At 69.9% G+C, this 19,863-nt stretch carries 20 protein-coding genes; 5 read left to right on the top strand and 15 right to left on the bottom strand.

Going from position 1 to position 19,863, the window contains the following annotated elements; translation table 11 throughout:
• Positions 1 to 43: 43 nt before the first annotated feature.
• From ACFXGJ_RS18415 to ACFXGJ_RS18375, 9 genes are all read right to left on the bottom strand, one after another.
• Entirely contained in the window at positions 44 to 2,500 is a 2,457-nt protein-coding gene (locus ACFXGJ_RS18415) for an ABC transporter permease (RefSeq protein ID WP_378622877.1), read from the bottom strand.
• Entirely contained in the window at positions 2,494 to 3,240 is a 747-nt protein-coding gene (locus tag ACFXGJ_RS18410; RefSeq protein ID WP_378622874.1) for an ABC transporter ATP-binding protein, read from the bottom strand. Before ACFXGJ_RS18410 ends, ACFXGJ_RS18415 begins: the two co-directional genes overlap by 7 nt.
• Positions 3,241 to 3,500: 260 nt before the next feature.
• On the bottom strand, positions 3,501 to 4,193 hold the full coding sequence (locus tag ACFXGJ_RS18405) for a response regulator (protein ID WP_378622872.1): 693 nt from the start codon (positions 4,191 to 4,193) through the stop codon (positions 3,501 to 3,503).
• 2 nt (positions 4,194 to 4,195) lie between these two features.
• Positions 4,196 to 5,386, bottom strand: a complete 1,191-nt coding sequence (locus ACFXGJ_RS18400; protein WP_378622869.1) for a sensor histidine kinase — start codon at positions 5,384 to 5,386, stop codon at positions 4,196 to 4,198.
• Between the two features lie 69 nt (positions 5,387 to 5,455).
• Positions 5,456 to 6,616 carry an acyl-CoA dehydrogenase gene (locus tag ACFXGJ_RS18395; RefSeq protein ID WP_378622866.1) on the bottom strand — a complete coding sequence of 387 codons (1,161 nt, stop codon included), beginning with the start codon at positions 6,614 to 6,616 and terminating at the stop codon, positions 5,456 to 5,458.
• 124 nt (positions 6,617 to 6,740) lie between these two features.
• Complete coding sequence (locus ACFXGJ_RS18390) at positions 6,741 to 7,415, bottom strand: TetR family transcriptional regulator (RefSeq protein ID WP_378622864.1); 675 nt, start codon at positions 7,413 to 7,415, stop codon at positions 6,741 to 6,743.
• 76 nt (positions 7,416 to 7,491) lie between these two features.
• Complete coding sequence (locus tag ACFXGJ_RS18385) at positions 7,492 to 8,598, bottom strand: hypothetical protein (protein WP_378622863.1); 1,107 nt, start codon at positions 8,596 to 8,598, stop codon at positions 7,492 to 7,494.
• A 103-nt stretch (positions 8,599 to 8,701) separates the two neighbouring features.
• A complete protein-coding gene (gene purE / locus ACFXGJ_RS18380; RefSeq protein WP_378622880.1) occupies positions 8,702 to 9,175 on the bottom strand; it encodes a 5-(carboxyamino)imidazole ribonucleotide mutase in 474 nt (157 codons plus the stop codon).
• Positions 9,176 to 9,206: 31 nt separating this feature from the next.
• Positions 9,207 to 10,469: a 5-(carboxyamino)imidazole ribonucleotide synthase gene (locus ACFXGJ_RS18375; protein WP_378622861.1), complete on the bottom strand. Its 1,263-nt coding sequence runs from the start codon at positions 10,467 to 10,469 to the stop codon at positions 9,207 to 9,209.
• Positions 10,470 to 10,590: 121 nt separating this feature from the next.
• On the opposite strand from ACFXGJ_RS18375, the gene ACFXGJ_RS18370 reads away from it, so the two are divergent.
• On the top strand, positions 10,591 to 11,142 hold the full coding sequence (locus ACFXGJ_RS18370; protein WP_378622858.1) for a GtrA family protein: 552 nt from the start codon (positions 10,591 to 10,593) through the stop codon (positions 11,140 to 11,142).
• A 60-nt stretch (positions 11,143 to 11,202) separates the two neighbouring features.
• On the opposite strand, the gene ACFXGJ_RS18365 is transcribed toward ACFXGJ_RS18370, so the two are convergent.
• Genes ACFXGJ_RS18365 through ACFXGJ_RS18345 form a run of 5 tightly spaced genes read right to left on the bottom strand, consistent with a single transcriptional unit; the run spans position 11,203 to position 15,463 of the window.
• Positions 11,203 to 12,507 (bottom strand): sensor histidine kinase, encoded by a 1,305-nt coding sequence (locus tag ACFXGJ_RS18365; RefSeq protein ID WP_378622856.1) that lies wholly within the window; start codon positions 12,505 to 12,507, stop codon positions 11,203 to 11,205.
• Positions 12,508 to 12,522: 15 nt separating this feature from the next.
• Positions 12,523 to 13,203 carry a response regulator transcription factor gene (locus ACFXGJ_RS18360; protein WP_378622854.1) on the bottom strand — a complete coding sequence of 227 codons (681 nt, stop codon included), beginning with the start codon at positions 13,201 to 13,203 and terminating at the stop codon, positions 12,523 to 12,525.
• 48 nt (positions 13,204 to 13,251) lie between these two features.
• The gene (locus ACFXGJ_RS18355) at positions 13,252 to 13,854 is read right to left on the bottom strand and encodes a PH domain-containing protein (protein WP_378622852.1); all 603 of its coding nucleotides are present in this window, start codon (positions 13,852 to 13,854) and stop codon (positions 13,252 to 13,254) included.
• 17 nt (positions 13,855 to 13,871) lie between these two features.
• Positions 13,872 to 15,056: an AI-2E family transporter gene (locus tag ACFXGJ_RS18350; protein WP_378622850.1), complete on the bottom strand. Its 1,185-nt coding sequence runs from the start codon at positions 15,054 to 15,056 to the stop codon at positions 13,872 to 13,874.
• Positions 15,053 to 15,463, bottom strand: a complete 411-nt coding sequence (locus tag ACFXGJ_RS18345) for a DUF6069 family protein (RefSeq protein ID WP_378622848.1) — start codon at positions 15,461 to 15,463, stop codon at positions 15,053 to 15,055. The genes ACFXGJ_RS18350 and ACFXGJ_RS18345 overlap by 4 nt, the downstream gene beginning before the upstream one ends.
• Before the next feature lie 254 nt (positions 15,464 to 15,717).
• On the opposite strand from ACFXGJ_RS18345, the gene ACFXGJ_RS18340 reads away from it, so the two are divergent.
• The gene (locus ACFXGJ_RS18340) at positions 15,718 to 16,137 is read left to right on the top strand and encodes a hypothetical protein (protein WP_378622846.1); all 420 of its coding nucleotides are present in this window, start codon (positions 15,718 to 15,720) and stop codon (positions 16,135 to 16,137) included.
• A 63-nt stretch (positions 16,138 to 16,200) separates the two neighbouring features.
• On the opposite strand, the gene ACFXGJ_RS18335 is transcribed toward ACFXGJ_RS18340, so the two are convergent.
• The gene (locus ACFXGJ_RS18335) at positions 16,201 to 17,043 is read right to left on the bottom strand and encodes a biotin--[acetyl-CoA-carboxylase] ligase (RefSeq protein WP_378622843.1); all 843 of its coding nucleotides are present in this window, start codon (positions 17,041 to 17,043) and stop codon (positions 16,201 to 16,203) included.
• Positions 17,044 to 17,191: 148 nt separating this feature from the next.
• On the opposite strand from ACFXGJ_RS18335, the gene ACFXGJ_RS18330 reads away from it, so the two are divergent.
• From ACFXGJ_RS18330 to ACFXGJ_RS18320, 3 genes are read left to right on the top strand one after another with little or no spacing between them, the layout of a single operon-like run.
• The gene (locus tag ACFXGJ_RS18330) at positions 17,192 to 18,832 is read left to right on the top strand and encodes an acyl-CoA carboxylase subunit beta (RefSeq protein ID WP_378622841.1); all 1,641 of its coding nucleotides are present in this window, start codon (positions 17,192 to 17,194) and stop codon (positions 18,830 to 18,832) included.
• Positions 18,829 to 19,125 (top strand): acyl-CoA carboxylase subunit epsilon, encoded by a 297-nt coding sequence (locus ACFXGJ_RS18325; RefSeq protein ID WP_378622839.1) that lies wholly within the window; start codon positions 18,829 to 18,831, stop codon positions 19,123 to 19,125. Before ACFXGJ_RS18330 ends, ACFXGJ_RS18325 begins: the two co-directional genes overlap by 4 nt.
• The gene (locus ACFXGJ_RS18320) at positions 19,122 to 19,763 is read left to right on the top strand and encodes a Maf family protein (RefSeq protein ID WP_378622837.1); all 642 of its coding nucleotides are present in this window, start codon (positions 19,122 to 19,124) and stop codon (positions 19,761 to 19,763) included. Before ACFXGJ_RS18325 ends, ACFXGJ_RS18320 begins: the two co-directional genes overlap by 4 nt.
• Positions 19,764 to 19,863: the final 100 nt, after the last annotated feature.

Raw genomic sequence — 19,863 nt, 5'->3', positions numbered from 1 at the left:
ATGCGGCACGCAGTGCCGTCCGTCCCGACCCGCCCCGTTCCGGTCAGCCCGCGAGCGCCTGCACCGGCGTCGCCGCGGCTGCCGAACGTGCAGGCAGCGCCGCGGCCACGACCCCCGCACAGCCGCCGACCAGAACGATCCCCGCAAGCGTCAACCACGGCACCGACGTCCACACCAGCTTGTCGGGACCGAACACAGACGCGGTTCCGGCGACGCCGAGCACCAGTCCGAGGGCCACACCCATCACGGATGCGACCACCGCCACCAGGACCGCCTCGTAGATCAACAGGGACCGCAGTCCCCCTCGCGTGACGCCGACCGCACGCAGCAGTCCGGACTCCCGCCGCCTCTCGATGACCGAGAGCGCCATGGTGTTTCCGACTCCGATCAGCGCGATGAGGACGGCGACGGACAGCAGGCCGACCACGATCAGCAGCAGGGTGTCGAGGACCGACGAGAGGGTGGCGCGCATCGCGACCGCGCCGCCGATCTCCGCGGTCGGATCGAGGCCGTGTGCCGCATCGGTGATCTCGCTGCGCACCGCGTTGATCCGATCGTCGCTCAATCCGTCCGCGAGCCGGACCCACACGGACGCGGTGACCGGGCCCGAGGCCAGGGCCAGGGCGTCGGCCCGACCGACGAGGGCCGGCTGCCCCGCGGTGCCTGCAGCGACCGTCAACGACCGCGTGATGCCGTTGTCGCTGAGTTCGAGCCGCCGGCCTGCCGCGGTGCCGAGCGCCTCGATCTGCCCCGGCGACAACGAGATCTGGCCGGGCTCGGGCAAGGCCAGCGGCACCCGCAGCGTCGCGCGGGTCAGGTCGGGATCGACCCCCGACAGCGCCAGACGGGTCCCGTCGGGTGTGGTCGCCTCCGCGCGCAGAAGTGGGGCGACGGCGGTCACCCCGTCCATGCCGCCGATCGCGCGCTCGAGGTCGGCGGGCACACCGCCATGCCCGCTGCTCTCGACCGTCACGTCGACCGGGAACTGTTCGTCCAGCGCCCGGGGCGCGGCCGTGTCGACGGTCGCGATGCCGACGACCATCGTCGCGGTCACGGTGATACCGATCAGCAAGGCGGTCGCGGTCGCGGTGGTTCGACGGGGGTTCCGGCGCGCGTTGCCGACGGCGAGTTCGCCGAGCGGTCCGGCCCACCGGGCGGGAGCACGTCCGACGGCGGCGACGGCGGCCGGAATGATGGTGCGGCCCAACAACACCACCCCGAGGAACAGCAGGATCCCGCCGCCGCAGGCGACCATCACGTGTTCACCGGTGACGCCCACCGTCAGCACCGCGGCGCCGACGAGCACACCGGCCGCACCGCCGGCGCGGCGCATCCACGACGACCCCGCCAGCTCCGGCCGCGCCTCGACCGGCGTCAGTGCGGCAAGCGGCGCGACCCTGGTCGCTGCGCGGGCGGGCGAGACCGCGGCCAGATACGTCACGACCAGGCCCACCGCCAGGCCTGCCGCCACGGCGACGGGTGACACGGCGAGTGTGCCCAACGGGACGGGCGCGTCCATCGCGCCTGCGACGCGCGTCACCGCCCAGGCCAGGCCCACCCCGGCCGCCACCCCCGCGACGGACGCGATCGCCCCGACCACCAGCGCCTCGATCCGCACGGCGCGGCGCACCTGGTCCCCGGTGGCGCCGACGCACCGCAGCAGCGCCATCTCGCGGGTGCGCGCCGCCACGAGCACCGCGAACGTGTTGGCGATCACGAGGCCCGACACCACCACGGCGATCGCCGCGAACGCGAGCAGCACGTTGCGGATGGCGTCGGTGTCGCCGAGGTAGCCGGCCGAGGCCGCGCTCGCCTGCTCCGCACCCGTCCGGACGGTCGCGTCCGGCCCCAGTGCACCCGACACGGTGTCGACCAGACGGGAGGCGTCCACTCCCCCGCCCGACACGCGGATCTCGTGCGCCCCGCGACCGGACGTCCACGTCGCGAGCTGGTCGGCGGTGGCGAACACCGACGTCCCCTGCAGCCGCTGTGCGCTGCCACCGAGGTCGACCAGCCCCACGACGACGGCCTCGCCGGCGCCCGTGCCCTCGACGCCCACCGCGACCGGCGTTCCGATCGGGAGCCCGGCACCGGAGTCCACCGCTACCTCGCCGGGCGCGGCCGGGAAGCGGCCCTCGGTCAGGCTCTGCCAGCGCAGACCGTCGTCCCCCGCGAGCGAGGTGGCGACACCGAACGCCTTCGGGTGACCGGCCGCGGTCACGTACACCGGCGCGCTCGCATCGGTCGTCACGGCGCGCACCCCGGGTAGTCGTCCGATCGCCTCGGCGGTGCGCTGCGCCTGATCCGCCTCGCCGGCGTCCGCGACCACGACATCGGTGTTTCGATACTGTCCGGCAAGCGAATTGGTGACGCCGGCTTCGGTGGTGGCACCGAGGACGAGGGTCGCGACGACGAACGCCACCGCGATCAGGATCGCGAGCACCGAGGCGAGGTACCGCCCGGCATGCGCGCGCGCCTGCGCCATCGTCAGGCTCAGCACGCTCGTGCCCCGAGATCGCGCATCGCCCCGATCACCGAATCCGGCGTCGGTCCGTCGATGTCCCCCGCGAGACGGCCGTCCGCCAACAGCACGACGCGATCCGCGTAGGACGCGGCAACCGGGTCGTGGGTGACCATCACCACCGTCTGCCCCACCTCCCGCACGCTGGCACGCAGCAGCGCGAGAACCTCGGCGCCCGCATGCGAGTCGAGGTTTCCGGTCGGCTCGTCGGCGAAGATCACGTCCGGCCTCGGCAACAGCGCCCGCGCTACCGCCACGCGCTGCTGCTGACCGCCCGAAAGCTCGTGCGGTCGGTGCCCGAGCCGCTCGTCGAGGCCGAGTTGGGTGACGACCTGCGCCATCCAGCCGGGATCCGGACGCAGGCCCGCCAGCCGCATCGGCAGCAGCATGTTCTCCTGCGCGGTGATCACCGGCAGCAGGTTGAAGGCCTGGAAGACGAATCCGATGCGTTCACGGCGCATTTCGGTGAGCGCGCGGTCGCCGAGCCCGGTGAGATCGGTCTCCCCCAGGTACACCCGCCCGCTCGACGCGACGTCGAGACCCGCGAGGCAGTGCATCAGCGTCGACTTGCCCGAGCCGGACGGCCCCATGATCGCCGTGAACGCGCCTCGGTGGAACTCCACGTCCACCGAGTCGAGCGCACGGACCGTCGCCTCGCCCGATCCGTACAACTTGGTCAGGGCGACCGCACGGGCGGCTGCTGTCGAGTTTTCTGTCATGCGCTCGACGCTATGGCCGCGGTCGACGGTGGCGCGTCGGAGCGCAGACGGATCTGCGGGCGGCGCAGTCATACCGGGGTAGGACTCGGACTCCCGTGAACCTGCACAAGCTGCGGGTCATGCGCTGGCCGCGCGGCGCTGCAGGCTCGAGCCGAATCACCAAGTGGGCAGCTATTTCTGCGACTTCGTCGACGAACGCTCCCGCACCGCGATCGAGATCAACGGCCGGGAGTTCCGCCGGAGTGTGCGCGCCGTCCGGGCTATCCGCCGAGGAGGTCCTCCGGCTGCACCAGCCCCGTCTGATACGCGAACACCACCGCCTGCACGCGGTCGCGCGAGCCCGTCTTCGAGAGGACCCGCCCCACATGAGTTTTCACGGTGGCCTCGGACACGAAGAACTTCGTCGCGATCTCGGAGTTCGACAGTCCGTGCGCCATGGCCTCGAGTACCTCGGCCTCCCTCGGGGTCATGTCCGCCGGCAGCTGCGGCCGCTCCACGGTGGTCGATCCGGTGAGCATCGGTCCGACGTGCTGGAGCAGTCGGCGGGTGGAGCGGGCGGCGATCACCGCGTCACCCCGAAAGACGGTCCGCAGCGCACCGAGCAGTTCCTCCGGCTGCGCGTCCTTGAGGAGGAACCCGCTGGCTCCGGCCGAGATCGCGCCGACCACGTACTCGTCGTTGTCGAACGTGGTCAGCACGACCACCTTCGGCGAGGACTCCAGCGCGGCCAATCTCCGCGTCGCCTCGATCCCGTCCATGTTCGGCATCTGCACGTCCATCAACACCACGTCCACCGGGACGCGCGCGAGCTCGCGCAGGGCCTGCTCGCCGTCGGACGCCTCGACAACGACGTTCATGTCCGGCTGGGAGTCGATCACCATCCGGAACCCGGCCCGCACCAACTGCTGGTCGTCGACCAGCGCGACCCGGATCGGATCCGTCCCCTCTGACATGGTCACACCTTTCTCGTGTAGGGCAATTCGGCACGAACCCGGTAGCCCCCGCCGACCACGGGCCCCGCCTCGAACCCGCCGCCGTGCAGCTCGGCGCGCTCGCGCATCCCGATGACTCCCTGACCGCCGGCACTCGGGGCCACCAGGGCCCCCGACGCACCCCGGCCGTCGTCGACGACGGTCAACACCAGGAGACCCTCGGTCCACTGCTCGGTGACCACCACGTGCGCGGCCGGTCCGGCGTGCTTGAGCACATTGGTCAGGGATTCCTGCACGATCCGGTAGGCGGTCAGCCCGGCACCGGTCGAGAGCTCACCGGGCTCGCCCTCGACGCGCAGATCCACCTCGAGGCCGCCGTCACGCAGGTCGGCGACCAGCGCGTCGATGTCGGAAACCTGTGGGGTCGAGCTGGTTTCACGTGGTTGATCCTCACGCAACACGGACAGCAGCGCACGCATGTCGGTGAGCGCCTGACGTCCCGTCTCCGAGATCGTCTCCAGTGCGGCGATCGCGGCCTCGGGGTCTGCCCTGGCGCTGTACCGCCCGCCGTCCGCCTGCGCGATCACCACGGTCAGCGAGTGCGCCACGATGTCGTGCATCTCCCGGGCGATCCGGGTGCGCTCGTTGATGGCGGCGATCTCCGCCTCCTGCGCGCGTTCGAGTTCGAGCAGCCGCGCCCGTTCGGTGAGCCCGGCGAGTTCCTGGTTCCGCACCCGGCGCAGGTCGCCGAACGCCCACACCGCGACGACGAACACGATGAGGAAGGCCGTCAGGAAGACCTTGCCCTGCCAGGTCGTGGCCTCGCCGCCGAAGTACCGCATCCCGGCGCCGATCGCGCCGAGAACGGCGAGGACCAGCCCCCAGCTGCTGGCCCAGCGTGGGCCGTAGGCAGCCAGGGCGTACACCGCGATCGGCACCACGATCACCGAGGGCAGCATGGTGTGCGGAACGACCACCAGGTGCAGCACCGAGAAGCCCGCCACGGTGAGCCCTGCGGCCGCGACCCGGGTCCGGCGCCAGGCGAGCGGCACGGTCATGCCGAGTGAGACGACCAGCCCGGTCCAGGTCTCGCCCGAGGTGAGCGTGAGCAGGCCACACATCAGCGTGAGCACGACAGCGATCGTGCGGTCGATCCCGACGACGTGCGCGGCGCTCCAGCGGTACCAGCGCTCGCTCAACGGGAATCGGGGCATGGATCCAGCGTAGACACCGGAGGCCGGTGAGCGAGCTCACCGGCCTCCGGATCGGACACAGTCGTCAGCTCACTTGAGCAGCGCGCGGGACATCACGACCCGCTGAATCTGGTTGGTGCCCTCGTAGATCTGGGTGATCTTGGCGTCGCGCATCATCCGCTCCACCGGGAAGTCGGTGGTGTAGCCGGCGCCACCGAACAGCTGCACGGCATCGGTGGTCACCTCCATCGCGACGTCCGAAGCGAAGCACTTGGCGGCGGCCGAGATGAACCCGAGGTTCTTCTCGCCGCGCTCGGCGCGGGCGGCGGAGGTGTAGACCATCAGGCGGGCGGCCTCGACCTTCATCGCCATGTCCGCGAGCATGAACTGCACGGCCTGGAAGTCGGAGATCGACTTGCCGAACTGCTTGCGGTCCTTGGTGTAGGCGAGCGCGGCGTCGAGCGCACCCTGGGCCAGGCCGACGGCCTGCGCACCGATGGTCGGGCGGGTGTGGTCGAGCGTCTGCAGCGCGGTCTTGAAACCGGTGCCAGGCTCGCCGATGATGCGGTCGCCCGGAATGCGGCAGTTCTCGAAGTACAGCTCCGCGGTGGGCGAGCCCTTGATGCCGAGCTTCTTCTCCTTGGGGCCGACGACGAAGCCCTCGTCGTCCTTGTGCACCATGAACGCGGAGATGCCGTTGGCACCCTTGTCCGCGTCCGTCACGGCCATGACCGTGTACCAGGAAGACTTGCCGCCGTTGGTGATCCAGCACTTGGAGCCGTTGAGGATCCAGTCGTCGCCCTCTGCCTTGGCGCGGGTGCGCATGCTCGCCGCGTCGGAGCCGGCCTCACGCTCGGAGAGCGCGTAGGAGGCCATCGCCTCGCCGGACGCGAGCTGCGGGAGCACCTGCTGCTTGAGTTCCTCGGAGCCGTTGAGGATCAGGCCCATGGTGCCGAGCTTGTTGACGGCGGGGATCAGCGAGGACGAGCCACAGACGCGGGCGACCTCCTCGATCACGATGCAGGTGGCGACGGAGTCGGCGCCCTGGCCGTCGTAGGCCTCGGGCACGTGGATGGCGTTGAAGCCCGAGTTCACCAGCGCGGTCAGCGCCTCCTCGGGGAACCGGGAGTTCTCGTCGACGTCCTTGGCGTACGGCGCGATCTCCTTCTCGGAGAGGGCGCGGATCGCCGAACGCAGCTCGTCGTGCTCGTCGGCAAGCTTGAACAGGTCGAAATCCGGGTTTCCAGCCATCTGGATGCTCCTCATGCAGAGTCGTGTGGCGCGGCACTCAGTGCCATTCTTCGGCCATCATACTCCAAGGGAAGAAGCATCCGCCAGGTACTACGTGCCATCGGGCGGCACCGAGTGCCAGTAGCTAGAGTCCGTCCCGCTCCAGCCTGCGCGCGACCAGGTCGGCCACCTGCCGCGGCGCGGTCCCCCGCGGAAACACCGCGACCACCATGTCGTCGCCGACCTCGTCCCCCGCCGCGCGCCGGCCGACGCCCCGACGGAGCTCCGCGAGCGCGGACCGCAGTTCCGCCGACGTCGTGGCGGCCCCGTCGCGCACCATCCGCCGCAGCAGGTAGTTGTGGGTCGCGGTCACCGAGGCGGCGAACTGCACCATCGCCAGGTCGGGTGCGTCCGGCAGTTCCCGCCGCAGGTACTCGACGAACAGCCGCTCGTACCGAAACCCGGCGACGATCTCGCGGTCACGCAGCGCGGGCACCCCGTGCACGACCGCGTACCGACGGCTGGCCATGTCCCGCCAGTGCGAGAACCGCTCGAAGACGATCATGGCGGCGTCGCACACCGCCGCCCACGGGTCCTCGTGCTCGGCGGCGAGGAACACCGCGGCCTGCTCGAGCAGGATCTCGTGGTCCGCGAAGACCACGTCCTCCTTCGCGCGGAACTGCCGGAAGAACGTCCGCCGCGAGATACCTGCGGCCTCGGCTATCTCGTCGACGCTGGTTGCCTCGTACCCCTTCTCGGAGAACAGGCGAAGCGCCTCCGACACCACCCGGAGCCGGAAGCGATCTGAATCATCGGGCATGCGCACAGCGTAGGCCGAGCCGTGAGTCCTTCCGGCCCACACGGACGCCGGAAGGACTCACGGGCAAAGCGGGCGCCTACGGCGCGACCGAGCTCCAGTCGGCGAAGCCGGTCGGATCGTGCCGGCCCAGGCTGCCGTGCTCGAACATGCCCGCGCCGGGGATGCCGTTGCAGGTGGCACTGGCCGGGTACTCGCAGACACCGAACGGAATCCGGCCCTGAATCGCCGGGTCGGTGAGGTCGTAGACGTCGCGGGCGCTCCAGTTCCGGCCACGCCACTGGCCGTGCGACCACTCCGGGTCGCCGCCGTAGCCGGCGCCCACGTGCAGCGCGATGCCGTCCCGCGGGGTGACCTCGACGGTGACCGCGCTGCCGTCGGCCGCCGTCATGTGCAGGGTTGCCGCGAACGGCCGCCGGGTGCCCGAGTGGTACTTGATGTCCAGCCGCGGCCAGCCGAGCTGCTCGACGCGGCCGTCGTCCCAGACGCGGGTCGCGTCGTTGAGGGTCCGGAACCCGTTGGGGCTCTCCTGCACGATGACGATGATCGAGAAGCCCTCGAACCGCAGCGGCACGTACATCCACCAGAACCCCTCGGACGGCTCGTCCACGAGGCGACCGGCGGGGTCACCGTCGCCGACCGGGCGGATGCCCCAGGAGCGGTCGCGGCTGCCCATCCACCGGTCGGGGGTGACCGCGATGTCCTCGCCGTCGACCGAGATCACACCGGTCCAGGCGCCGGTCTGGGCGAAGCGGCTGGTGTCCAGCTGCGGCCGCAGGCTGGTCAGGAGCAGGTGCGGCTGCTCCTGCACGGCGGGGCAGGTGCCCTCCCAGGTCAGATCGAAGCCGAGCCCGCCCTCGCCGTCGCCCTCGCACACCACACGCAGCTTCTGCAGCGGCTCGATCACCTCGATCCGGTAGCCGCCGACCGCGAGGTCCATCGACCGGTGCTCGAGCGCGTCGGAGAACTTCACGGCCCACTGCCTGTCGCCCTTGCGGATCGTGGCGAACGCGTCGGTCACACCGAGATTCGGGTACACGCCGAACCCGGTCACCAGGAACAGCTCACCCCCGGTGTCGATCGCGTTGAAGTAGGACCGGTCGTAGAAGTTCTTGTCGCTGGTGGCGACTCGCGCCATCGACAGCGGCGTCTGGTGGATCGGGTATTCGTCGAGCGGAGCAGGCATGAGGACACTCCCACGGAATTCGATACGGCATCAAACGTAATAGGACACCGTCATTCAACCCCGCGAACTCCCCTGCGGTCAGCCGTTTGACCGAAACCCGCCCTCAGCCGAGCAACTTCGAGCGCAGTGCCGCGTCCTTCTCCAGCACCATCGACTCGAGACCCGCCTGGAATCGCTCCATCGCCGCACGCAGTGCCGGGTCGGAGGCACCGAGGATCCGCGCCGCGAGCAGGCCCGCGTTGCGCGCCCCGCCGATCGACACCGTGGCCACCGGCACGCCCGCGGGCATCTGCACGATCGAGAGCAGCGAGTCCATCCCGTCGAGGTACTTCAGCGGGACCGGGACACCGATCACCGGCAACGCGGTCGCCGACGCGACCATGCCGGGCAGGTGCGCGGCGCCGCCGGCACCCGCGATGATCACCTTCAGCCCACGGTCGGCCGCCTCACGGGCGTAGTCCAGCATCCGCTGCGGGGTGCGGTGCGCGGACACCACGCCGACCTCGAACCGGATCCCGAACTCGGCCAGCGCCTCGGCCGCAGCCTCCATCGTCGGCCAGTCCGAGTCGCTGCCCATGATCAGGCCGACCAGCGGCCCGTTCGAAGTGTCACTCACCGTGGTTGTCCCATCCGTCGGTCCATTCTCCGTGCGAAAGCCAGTGCGCGGCACGCTCGGCGCGCTCACGCACCGCAGCCACGTAGGCGGGGTCGTCCAGCGACCCGCCGAATCCGCCGACCACGTTGACGTGGCCGATCTTGCGGTCCTTGCGCTCGCCCTTGCCGTACATGTGCACCTTCACGTCGGGCATCCGCGCGAACAGGTGGTGCAGCCGCTCGTCCATGCTCATCGCCGGCGCGGTTGCCGCACCGAGCACGTTCGCCATCACCGTCACCGGCGCGATCGGCGCCGGGTCACCGAGCGGGTAGTCGAGCACGGCGCGCAGGTGCTGCTCGAACTGCGAGGTCCGCGCGCCGTCCTGGGTCCAGTGCCCGGAGTTGTGCGGACGCATCGCCAGTTCGTTGACGACGAGGGCACCGTCGGTGGTCTCGAACAGTTCGACCGCCATGGCGCCGACGGCACCCAGTTCGGCGGAGATCCGCAGCGCGAGCTGCTCGGCCTGCGCGGCGAGCTCGTCCGGCAACTCCGGGGCGGGCGCGATCACCACGGCGCACTGTCCCTCGCGCTGGACGGTCTCGACCACCGGCCAGGTGGCACCCTGCCCGAACGGCGAGCGAGCCACCATCGCGGACAGCTCGCGGCGCATCGGGACCTTCTGCTCGACCATCAGCCGCACACCCATGTCGAGCTGTGCGGTGACGATCTCCTCCGCCTCCTCGGCGTCCGACGGCATCCACACCCCGCGACCGTCGTAGCCGCCGCGGACCGCCTTGAGCACGATCTGCCAGTCGTGCTCGTTGCCGAACCGCTCCACGTCGCCGGCCCAGGTCACCTCGGCGAACGCCGGCACGGGCACGCCGAGTTCGGACAGCCGGCGACGCATCGCGAGCTTGTCCTGGGCGAAGATCAGCGCCTGTGGCGGCGGCTGCACGTTGACGCCCTCGGCAACCAGCACCTCGAGGTGCTCGGTCGGGACGTGCTCGTGGTCGAAGGTCAGCGCGTCGGACCCGACGGCGACCGCACGCAGCGCCGCGAGGTCGGTGTGGCTGCCGAGCACGACGTTCGCGCTCACCTGCGCCGCGGGCTCGTCGGCGCCGCCGGAGAGCACCCGCAGGCACTGACCGAGTTCGATGGCGGCCTGGTGGGTCATCCGCGCCAACTGCCCGCCACCGATCATGGCGACCACCGGCAGGCCGGCATTCGGGTCGCGCGGACTACTGGGGCGGTGCTGGGATCCGGGATCGACGCTCACGGCTCACCATGGTGTCACGTCGGCGTCCGCGCGAGTGCGCCGAGTCCTGCACCTGAGAGCAACCTGTGATCCGGGGTGTCAGTTAACAGACTCGGCCGAGCATTTCGTAGAGTCATCCGTTGTGTCTTTTGTCGATCAGGCGCTGAGCCGCGTCCCCAAGCCGTTGCGGGACGTCGTGCTGCGTCACCACGAACTGGTCAAGTTCGCGATTGTCGGCGGCACGACCATGGTGTTCGACCTCGCTGTCTTCTACTCGCTGATCTTCACGGTGCTGGAGGAGAAGCCGACCGTCGCGAAGATCATTTCCGGTGTGCTGGCGACCATCCTCAGCTACATCCTCAACCGCGAGTGGGCGTTCAAGAACCGCGGCGGCCGCGAGCGGCACCACGAGGCCCTGCTGTTCTTCACCATCAGCGCCGTCGGGGTGGTGCTTGCCGCCGCGCCGATGTTCATCGCGAACAACATGTTCGACATCAGGTCCGACCAGGGCAACGTGTCCAAGGTCGTGATCATCGACTTCGTCCTGAACTACGTCATCGGCAACCTGCTGCAGATGGTGTTCCGATTCTGGGCACTGCGACGGTTCGCGTTCCCCGAGGAGAACGCACGGGCGTCGAGCGACTTCGACCCGACCCCGGAGGAACTGGCCGAGGAAGAGCTCGGGCACAGCTGACGAGCATGCGAGTCGGCCGTCGATACAGCTGACGAGCAGGCGAGTCGGCCGTCGATACGGCTAACGCGGCTCGACCGTCGGTGTCGGCTCGCCGTCCGGCTCGGTCGGCAGGAACACCGCGAACTGCGCCGGCCGACGACGCTGCAGGTCGAGCCTGCCGCCGTCGGCCTCCACCAGCGCCCGCGCCAGCGCCAGCCCGACGCCGGTGGACCCGGCCCCCGAGAACCCGCGGTCGAAGATGTGCGGCGCCAGCTTGTCGCTGATGCCCTCGCCCTCGTCGGCGACCTCGACGCGCACCATCGCCTCGTGCCGCGGCGACGCGCCGGGCACCATCCGGACCGACACCGTGCAGGTCCCGCCGCCGTGCATGAGCGCGTTGTCCACGAGCACCGACACGGCCTCCCGCAGCCGGGAGGGCGTGGCCGAGGAGCGAACCGCACGCTCGCCGCGCAGCACCAGGGCGCGTCCGGCCTGCTGGTACTGGCGCTGCCACTCGGAAACCACGGTGGCCAGCTCGCCGACCACCGACACCGACTCCTGGGCGCCTCCGGTGTTGCGGGACGAGCGCACCAGTTCGTCGATCGCCCGGGTGAGCCGGTCGACCTGCGCCATCGCCTCGTTCGCCTCGTCGACGACCGCCGGGTCCGGGTGCACGGACAGCTCGTCCAGCCTGAGCCGGACCGCGGTCAACCGGCTGCGCAGCTGATGGGAGACGTCGCCGACGAGTGCGCGCTCGCGTTGGAGCCTGCCCGCGATCTCGACGGTGACGGCGTCGAGCACGTCGGAGACCCGGTCCAGCTCGGCGATGCCGTACCGGCGCGAGTCCTTCCGGAAGTCGCCCTTGGCCAGGCGTGCGGCTCGGTCCGCGACGTCCTGCAGCGGGTCCGCGAGTCGCCGCGCGGTCACGCTCGCGACCCCGGCGCCCGCCGCGAGCGAGGCGAGCACGACCAGGGCGACCGCGCCGACCGCCTGGCGCTGCAGGGAGCGCATCGACTCCGACGGGGCTTCGAGCCGCAGCGCTCCCGACCTACCCATCGAGATCGACTCGATCAGCGGGGACTCGACAGTCTCCGCGCCGATGTCGACCCGCGCATCGGGGTCGGACGGGGTCGGGTAGGTCACGGACAGCTTGCCGCCCTCGGGCACAGCCAGCCGGAGTGAACCCAGGTCGAGCGCGCCGACCACCAGCCCGGTCTGTCCCTCCTGGGAGATGATCTCGGCAGAGAGCCGGTTCAGCCGGGCCTGCAGGTCGCTGCGGGTGAAGTCCTCGACCCACAGCCAGGCCGTGTACATCAGCGGCAGACCGAGCAGCAGTCCGGTGACCAGGACGACGGCGAGGATGGACTGCAGGATCCGGCTGCGCATGTCGGTCCGCGACGGCTAGTCGTTGTTGAGGCGGAACCCGACACCGCGAACGGTGGCGATGCGTCGCTCGGCGACCGGGCCCTCGTCGCCGATCTTCCGCCGCAGCCACGACATGTGCATGTCCAGGGTCTTGGATCCGCGCAGGTCCGCGTCGCCCCAGACCTCCTGCAGGATGATGTCGCGCGAGACCACCTCGCCCGCGCGGTCGAGCAGCACCTTGAGCAGCTCGTACTCCTTGTTGGCCAGCGCGACCTCCGTGCCGCCGACCATCACGCGACGGGCCGCCGGCTCGAGCCGGATGTCGCCGACCTCGAGCACCGCGTCGTCGCCGCCGCCACGCCGGCGCATCAGGGCCCGCACCCTGGCCATCAGCTCGGCGAGGCGGAACGGCTTGCCCACGTAGTCGTCCGCGCCCGCGTCGAGTCCGACGACGAAGTCGACCTCGTCGGTGCGGGCGGTGAGCATCAGCACGGACAGGTCCGATCCGGCGCCCCGCAGTTGCCTGCACACCTCGAGTCCGTCCATCCCGGGCAGCCCGAGATCGAGGATCAGCAGATCGAAGGACCCCTTCAGGGCCAGTTCGAGGGTCGCGGGACCGGACTGTTCGACGGTCACGTCGTAGCCCTCGCGGCCGAGCGCGCGCGAGAGCGGCGCGGCAATCGCCTCATCGTCTTCGGCAAGAAGTACAGCAGTCACGACACCACAGTACGGAGCCCGGTGCGGATTTCGCCCCATTGCCGCGCTTCAGCGCCGCCAGCCGCGCCGCGCCCGACGACTCCCCGTGTCGTCGTTATCCGGAAGGTCCGGATCCGATACCCCGAAATCGACCGCACCCCGCTCGTCGCGCTGCAGGTTCATCGCGTCGAACACCTGGTGGTAGAGCAGCGAGTGGACGCGCTGGACGTCCGGAACGTCGTCGAACTCGAGCGGATCGTCGGCCGCCGAGCCGATCACCAGGGTGCCCGTTCGCAGCATCCGGTCGAGCAGGCCGTGCCGGAACTGCACGTTGCTGATCCGGCCCATGGGAATGTCGATACCGGTGTGTGTGAAGACGCCGTGCCGGATCAGCACCCGGCGGTCGGTGACGATGAAGTGGGTGGACTTCCAGGTGATCAGCGGACCCAGGCAACGCCAGCCGACCATCGCGAGCCAGGCCACGAGAATCACCAGCAGCGCCACGGTGCGGGCGGTGCCGTCGAGCCGGGCCTGCGCGAGCCCGCCGACGAATCCGGCGACGGCGGTCGCCGCGATGAAGGTGACGGCGGGCAGCAGCAGCATCTTCCAGTGCGGATGCCGGTGCAGCAGCAATTCCTCGTCCGCGGCGAGCGCGTCGTCCGGGTAACCCATTCGGGAAAGTCTGCCACCTACCGGGGGTCCGGCAGTACTTCCTCCGCGGCCTCCTCGACCTCCGCCTCCGCCTCCTCGTGCATCGCAGCGGCCCGCGCTGCGGCCTCCTGCGCGGCGGTGGCGAGTTCCTCGGCGGTCGGCGGAGACTCCGCGATCAGCGCATTCGCCCACCGGGTGGTCGGATCGATGTCGAGCAGCAGCGCCTTCACCAGCAACGTCATCGGAATGGCGAGCAACGCCCCGAGCGGGCCGAGCACCCAACCCCAGAACACCAGGGCGAGGAAGGTCAGCGTGACCGACAACCCGACTGCGTCGCCGACGAACTTGGGCTGGATCACCGACTGGATGATCACGTTGATGACGCTGTAGACCACGATCACCCAGATCATCAGCATCGGCCCGCCCTGCAGCAGGGCGATCAGCGCCGGCGGGATCAACCCGATGACGAAGCCGATGTTCGGGATGTAGTTCGTGATGAACGAGAGCAGTCCCCACAGGATCGGCAGCGGAATCCCCATGGCCCACAACGCGCCCGCGTCGATGACGGCGACGATCAGCCCGAACACCGTCGACACGATGAGGTAGCTGCGAGTGCCGCCGGCGAACGACGAGAAGGCGTAGGCGATGTCGGGACGCGCGTAGGCCACCGCCCGCATCCGCTCGCCGAACGTGCTCGCGTCGAAGGCCATGAAGATCAGCAGCGCGAGGATGAAGAAGAGGTTCGAGAACACCGACAGAAGTCCACGGAGGATGTTGTCGAGCAGGCCGACCAGTTTGCCGAAGTCGATGTTGGACAACGCCTTGTCCACCTGGTCGGACCCGATGTTGAGCTGCGCGAGCCAGGACTGCACGTCGGCGACGAGCTGATTGGCCTTGTCCGCGTAGTCGGGCAGCAGGGTGGCGAGCTGGGCGATCGACACGGCCAGCGCCGCGACGAGCCCGAGCAGAATCGCGTAGACCGCGAGCAAGGTCGCGACGACCGCGACCCACCGCGGTGCACCCTTGCGCTGCAACCAGGTTCCCAGTGGTTGCACGCCGACCACGAGCATCAGCGCGAGGAAGACCGGACCGACGACACCCGAGAACGACTTGACCCCGGCCACCGCGACGACAGCGCCTGCCATCCCGAGCAGCACGACCAGCCCGCGCGGCAACCCCTCCGATGCCGGCGGCGGCGGCGGCGCCGCAGCGTGGGGCCTCACCTCCACACCGCGGCTCGGTCGCCGACGCCGGGCAACAGTCCGAGGATCGGCAGCCCGATCGCCAGATGCACGAGGCTGGTGGCGATCCGCTCGCCGGTGGTCGCGTCGTAGACGAACGGCAGCACCACCGAAGCGAGGGTCAGCAGGCCGACGATCCAGCCGAAGAAGGAGTCCCCGCCCGGCGTGGTCACGAGCAGCAGGTAGAGCAGCGCGGCACCGAGCAGCGCGGCGACGAACCCGAGGATCGCGAATCGGACCGAGACGGTGGTCTCGACCAGCCACGGCGGTGCCAGCGGAAACACGCCGAACGCACGGACGATCAGCGTGACGACCAGCGCGGACAGTGCGGTGACCAGCGCCGCCGCGAACGCTCCCGCCCAGAACTTCCCCGCCGCAACCTCTCTCACGCGCTGGTCCGGCGCACCTTGGCCCGAGGTGCCGCCCGGATAACTCGTCATCGCGTAGCCCCTTTCGCGCCTGCGGTCAGGCTTCACACCGACACTCGCACCGGGGCGGCCGTCGCGGCATCACCCGCGACGGATGACTCCCCGCCGCTGCTTCATCCGCACCGAAAGTCACCCACAACGGATGAGGTGCAGGGACCTCACAGATCGGACACTGCTCAAGCAGACTCGGCACACTCAACAGGAGAGGATCTGCCATGACGGATCATTCGGCTGCGAATCGCACGGACAACGGTGTCAAGCAGGGCTTTGCGGCAGGCGCTTCGATCGCCGCAGCGATCTTGCTGCTGACGGTCGGCATCCTCCAGATCTTCCAAGGCATCTCCGCGGTCGCCAAGGACAACGTCCTCGTCGTCGGGCCCGAGTACACCTACTCGTTCAACATCACCACCTGGGGCTGGATCCACATCGTGGTGGGCATCCTGATCGCGCTGACCGGCTTCGCGCTGCTCAGCGGCGCGACCTGGGCGCGAATCGCCGCGATCTTCCTCACGGCGCTCTCGATCATCGCGAACTTCCTGTGGCTGCCGTACTACCCGTTGTGGTCGATCCTGATCATCGCGCTCGACGTCGTGGTCATCTGGGCCGTCACGACCTGGGACACCGATCGCGTCTGACCGTTCCGAGACACCCCGAACGGGGGCGTGGACCTGCCGGTCCACGTCCCCGTTCGTCGTGTGTCACACCTGCGGTCGCAGATGCGTGACGTCTCCGGCCGACACGGCCACCGGCTCGCCGCCGCCGTCGGGCCGCACCACGATCCGGCCCTGCTCGTCGACATCCGATGCCAGACCGAGCAGTTCACGATCGGCAGGCAACTCGACCCGCACGCGCTGACCGAGGGTCCCGCAGCGCGCGCGGTAGTCCGCGGCCAGCGCATCCGTGCGCCACTCGTCGTCGCGCCAGGCCGACCACTGCAGGGCCAGCTCGCGCAGCAGGGCCCGGGCGAGAGTGTCCCGGTCGGTGGTCGCGGCGTCGGCGAGCTGCAGCGAGGTCGCCGTCGGGACCGGCAGTTCCTGCTCCGTGATCGTGACGTTGAGACCGACGCCGACCACGACCGACGGGACCGGCGACGTCGCCGCGACCTCGGCGAGAATGCCGGCAACCTTCTTGCCGTCGATCTGGACGTCGTTGGGCCACTTGAGCACGGCGTCGACCTCCGCGACCGAGCGCAGCGCGTTGACCGTGGCGACACCGGTCAGCAGCGGCAGCCAACCCATCCGGTCCAGCGGCAGGCCCGGCATCCGGAGCAGGACCGACACCGAGATTCCTGAACGCGGCGGAGCGACGAAGCTGCGCGCGTGCCTGCCGCGACCGTGGTCCTGGTACTCGGCGATCAGGACCGCTCGATCGAGCGCAGAATCCGCTGCGCGGGCGAGCAGGTCGGCATTCGTCGAGCCGGTCTCCTCGACGATGTCGAGGGTCGAGTAGAAGGCGCGTGGGTCACCGTCGGGTCCGGTGCTCACGAGCGCCTTGCGCAACGCGTCGACGCCAAGTGGTGGCCGGTTCAGGTCCGTGTACATGGTTCGAGGGTAGGACCGACTCGGTATCGCCCGCGATCACGTCGCCCACGGACGATTTCCGTACCCGTCAGTAGCTTAGGTTCAATGATTGAACGCAAGCTGACCTCGCTCGACAGGGGTGGAGGGGTAGTCGATAAGCTCTCTGCCCATGACCAGTGTCCAGGAGCCCACCGCGCAAGAGGCGACGCACACCCCTGATATCCACACGACCGCAGGAAAGCTCGCTGACCTGCAGAGACGTCAGGAAGAAGCCAAGTTCCCGAGCGGCGAAGCCGCGGTGGACAAGGTGCACGCGAAGGGCAAGCTCACCGCCCGCGAGCGGATCACCGCCCTCCTCGACGAGGGCTCCTTCGTCGAGCTCGACGCGCTCGCCCGGCACCGCAGCGTCAACTTCGGTCTCGCGGAGAACCGTCCGGCGGGCGACGGCGTCGTCACCGGCTACGGCACCATCGACGGCCGCGACGTCTGCGTGTTCTCCCAGGACGCCACGGTCTTCGGCGGCAGCCTCGGCGAGATCTACGGCGAGAAGATCGTCAAGGTCATGGACCTGGCCCTCAAGACCGGTCGTCCGCTGGTCGGCATCAACGAGGGCGCGGGCGCTCGCATCCAGGAGGGCGTCGTCTCGCTCGGCCTGTACGGCGAGATCTTCCACCGCAACGTGCAGGCCTCCGGCGTGATCCCGCAGATCTCGCTGATCATGGGTCCCGCCGCCGGCGGCCACGTCTACTCCCCCGCACTGACCGACTTCGTCGTGATGGTCGACCAGACCTCGCAGATGTTCGTCACCGGCCCCGACGTGATCAAGACCGTCACCGGCGAGGACGTCACCATGGAGGACCTGGGCGGCGCCCACACCCACATGGTCAAGTCCGGCGTCGCGCACTACGTCGCCTCCGGCGAGCAGGACGCCCTCGACTACGTCAAGGACCTGCTCTCGTACCTGCCGTCCAACAACCAGGCCGCCGCGCCGCGCCTGGAGCCGTCCGACCCGATCGTCGGTTCGATCGAGGACTCGCTCACCGCCGAGGACCTCGAGCTCGACACCCTGATCCCGGACTCGGCGAACCAGCCGTACGACATGCACGAGGTCATCCGTCGCCTGCTCGACGACGACGAGTTCCTCGAGGTTCAGGCCGAGCGCGCCGCCAACATCATCGTCGGCTTCGGTCGCGTGGACGGCCGCAGCGTCGGCATCGTCGCGAACCAGCCGATGCAGTTCGCCGGCTGCCTCGACATCGACGCCTCCGAGAAGGCCGCACGCTTCGTGCGCACCTGCGACGCGTTCAACGTCCCGATCATCACCCTGGTCGACGTGCCCGGCTTCCTGCCCGGCACCGAGCAGGAGTACAACGGCATCATCCGTCGCGGCGCCAAGCTCCTCTACGCGTACGGCGAAGCCACCGTCGGCAAGATCACGGTCATCACCCGCAAGGCCTACGGCGGCGCGTACGACGTGATGGGCAGCAAGCACATGGGCGCGGACGTCAACCTCGCGTGGCCGACCGCCCAGATCGCCGTCATGGGCGCCTCCGGCGCCGTCGGCTTCGTCTACCGCAAGCAGCTCAAGGACGCCGCTGCTTCCGGCGCCGACGTGGACGCGCTGCGCCTCGAGCTGCAGAACGAGTACGAGGACACCCTCGTCAACCCGTACGTCGCGGCCGAGCGTGGCTACGTCGACGCGGTCATCCCGCCGAGCCACACCCGTGGGCAGATCGTCGCGGCGCTGCGCCTGCTCGAGCGCAAGATGGTTACCCTTCCCCCCAAGAAGCATGGGAACATTCCGCTGTGACAGCTACGACTCGCGAGACGACACTCGAGGACGTCGAGGTGCTTTCCGAAGCCGCCGCGACCGTCGACGCTGCCGCGGTGGCCGCAACCGAAGGTGCGCAATTGCCGGTCATCAAGGTGGTCAAGGGCTCGCCGACCGACGCCGAGGTAGCCGCTCTGGTCGCCGTGTTCGCCGCCGCTTCCTCGGGTGAGGCCCCGGTCGACACGACCCCGCCCGAGCACTGGGGCGACCCGGCGAAGATGCACCGGGCGCGCGCACCGTTCTCGCCGTACTCGTTCCAGAACCGGGCGTGACCCGGCTCGTCCTCGCCTCGGCCTCGCCTGCGCGACGCATCGTGTTGCGCAAGGCGGGGATCGAGCCGCACGTGCACGTCTCGGGCGTCGACGAGGACGCGATCCAGACCGCGCTCGGACCCCGGGCCACTCCGCAGCACGTCGTGACGGAGCTGGCCCGGGCCAAGGCGTCGGCGGTCCTGCCGGACCTTCCCGCCGACATCCTCACGGACGCCGTGGTGATCGGCTGCGACTCCATGCTGCTGATCGACGGCGAACTCCAGGGCAAGCCGCATACCGCGGACGTCGCCCGCGCCCGCTGGCGCTCGATGGCGGGCCGCAGCGGCACCCTGCTGACCGGCCACTGCGTCCTGCGGGTGCGTAACGGCGCCGTCACCACCGAGGCCGCCGCAGACAGCGCGACGGTGGTGCATTTCGGGACGCCGTCGGGCGACGACCTCGAGGCCTACCTCGATTCGGGCGAACCGATGCAGGTCGCCGGCGCCTTCACCCTCGACGGACTCGGCGGCTGGTTCATCGACCGCATCGAGGGCGACCCGTCCAGCGTGATCGGCATCGGCCTGCCGCTGGTCCGCCGACTGCTCGGCGAGGTCGGGGTCGGCATCTCCGACCTGTGGACGGTCAACCGCCCGCACTGACGGCGGCACTTCCCCGACTCGAACGATCGACTGTCCGGCGTGATCCGGACGACGGCTGTCGTCTCGCCGCTCCGATGGCCCTACCTACCCGCCGCCGCGC

Origin of the sequence: Rhodococcus sp. NPDC059234 (assembly GCF_042754225.1) — a bacterium.
GTDB lineage: Bacteria > Actinomycetota > Actinomycetes > Mycobacteriales > Mycobacteriaceae > Rhodococcus_G.
This window is presented reverse-complemented; position numbering and strand designations above follow the sequence as displayed.

What these genes read in the sequence shown, in the direction of transcription:
- ACFXGJ_RS18355 (WP_378622852.1), bottom strand. Translation starts at nt 13,854, where the DNA reads ATGGGTTACCCGGACGACGCGCTCGCCGCGGACGAGGAATTGCTGCTG.
- ACFXGJ_RS18365 (WP_378622856.1), bottom strand. Translation starts at nt 12,507, where the DNA reads ATGCGCAGCCGGATCCTGCAGTCCATCCTCGCCGTCGTCCTGGTCACC.
- ACFXGJ_RS18400 (WP_378622869.1), bottom strand. Translation starts at nt 5,386, where the DNA reads ATGCCCCGATTCCCGTTGAGCGAGCGCTGGTACCGCTGGAGCGCCGCG.
- ACFXGJ_RS18410 (WP_378622874.1), bottom strand. Translation starts at nt 3,240, where the DNA reads ATGACAGAAAACTCGACAGCAGCCGCCCGTGCGGTCGCCCTGACCAAG.
- ACFXGJ_RS18385 (WP_378622863.1), bottom strand. Translation starts at nt 8,598, where the DNA reads ATGCCTGCTCCGCTCGACGAATACCCGATCCACCAGACGCCGCTGTCG.
- ACFXGJ_RS18340 (WP_378622846.1), top strand. Translation starts at nt 15,718, where the DNA reads ATGACGGATCATTCGGCTGCGAATCGCACGGACAACGGTGTCAAGCAG.
- ACFXGJ_RS18405 (WP_378622872.1), bottom strand. Translation starts at nt 4,193, where the DNA reads ATGTCAGAGGGGACGGATCCGATCCGGGTCGCGCTGGTCGACGACCAG.
- ACFXGJ_RS18395 (WP_378622866.1), bottom strand. Translation starts at nt 6,616, where the DNA reads ATGGCTGGAAACCCGGATTTCGACCTGTTCAAGCTTGCCGACGAGCAC.
- purE (WP_378622880.1), bottom strand. Translation starts at nt 9,175, where the DNA reads ATGGGCAGCGACTCGGACTGGCCGACGATGGAGGCTGCGGCCGAGGCG.
- ACFXGJ_RS18330 (WP_378622841.1), top strand. Translation starts at nt 17,192, where the DNA reads ATGACCAGTGTCCAGGAGCCCACCGCGCAAGAGGCGACGCACACCCCT.
- ACFXGJ_RS18390 (WP_378622864.1), bottom strand. Translation starts at nt 7,415, where the DNA reads ATGCCCGATGATTCAGATCGCTTCCGGCTCCGGGTGGTGTCGGAGGCG.
- ACFXGJ_RS18335 (WP_378622843.1), bottom strand. Translation starts at nt 17,043, where the DNA reads ATGTACACGGACCTGAACCGGCCACCACTTGGCGTCGACGCGTTGCGC.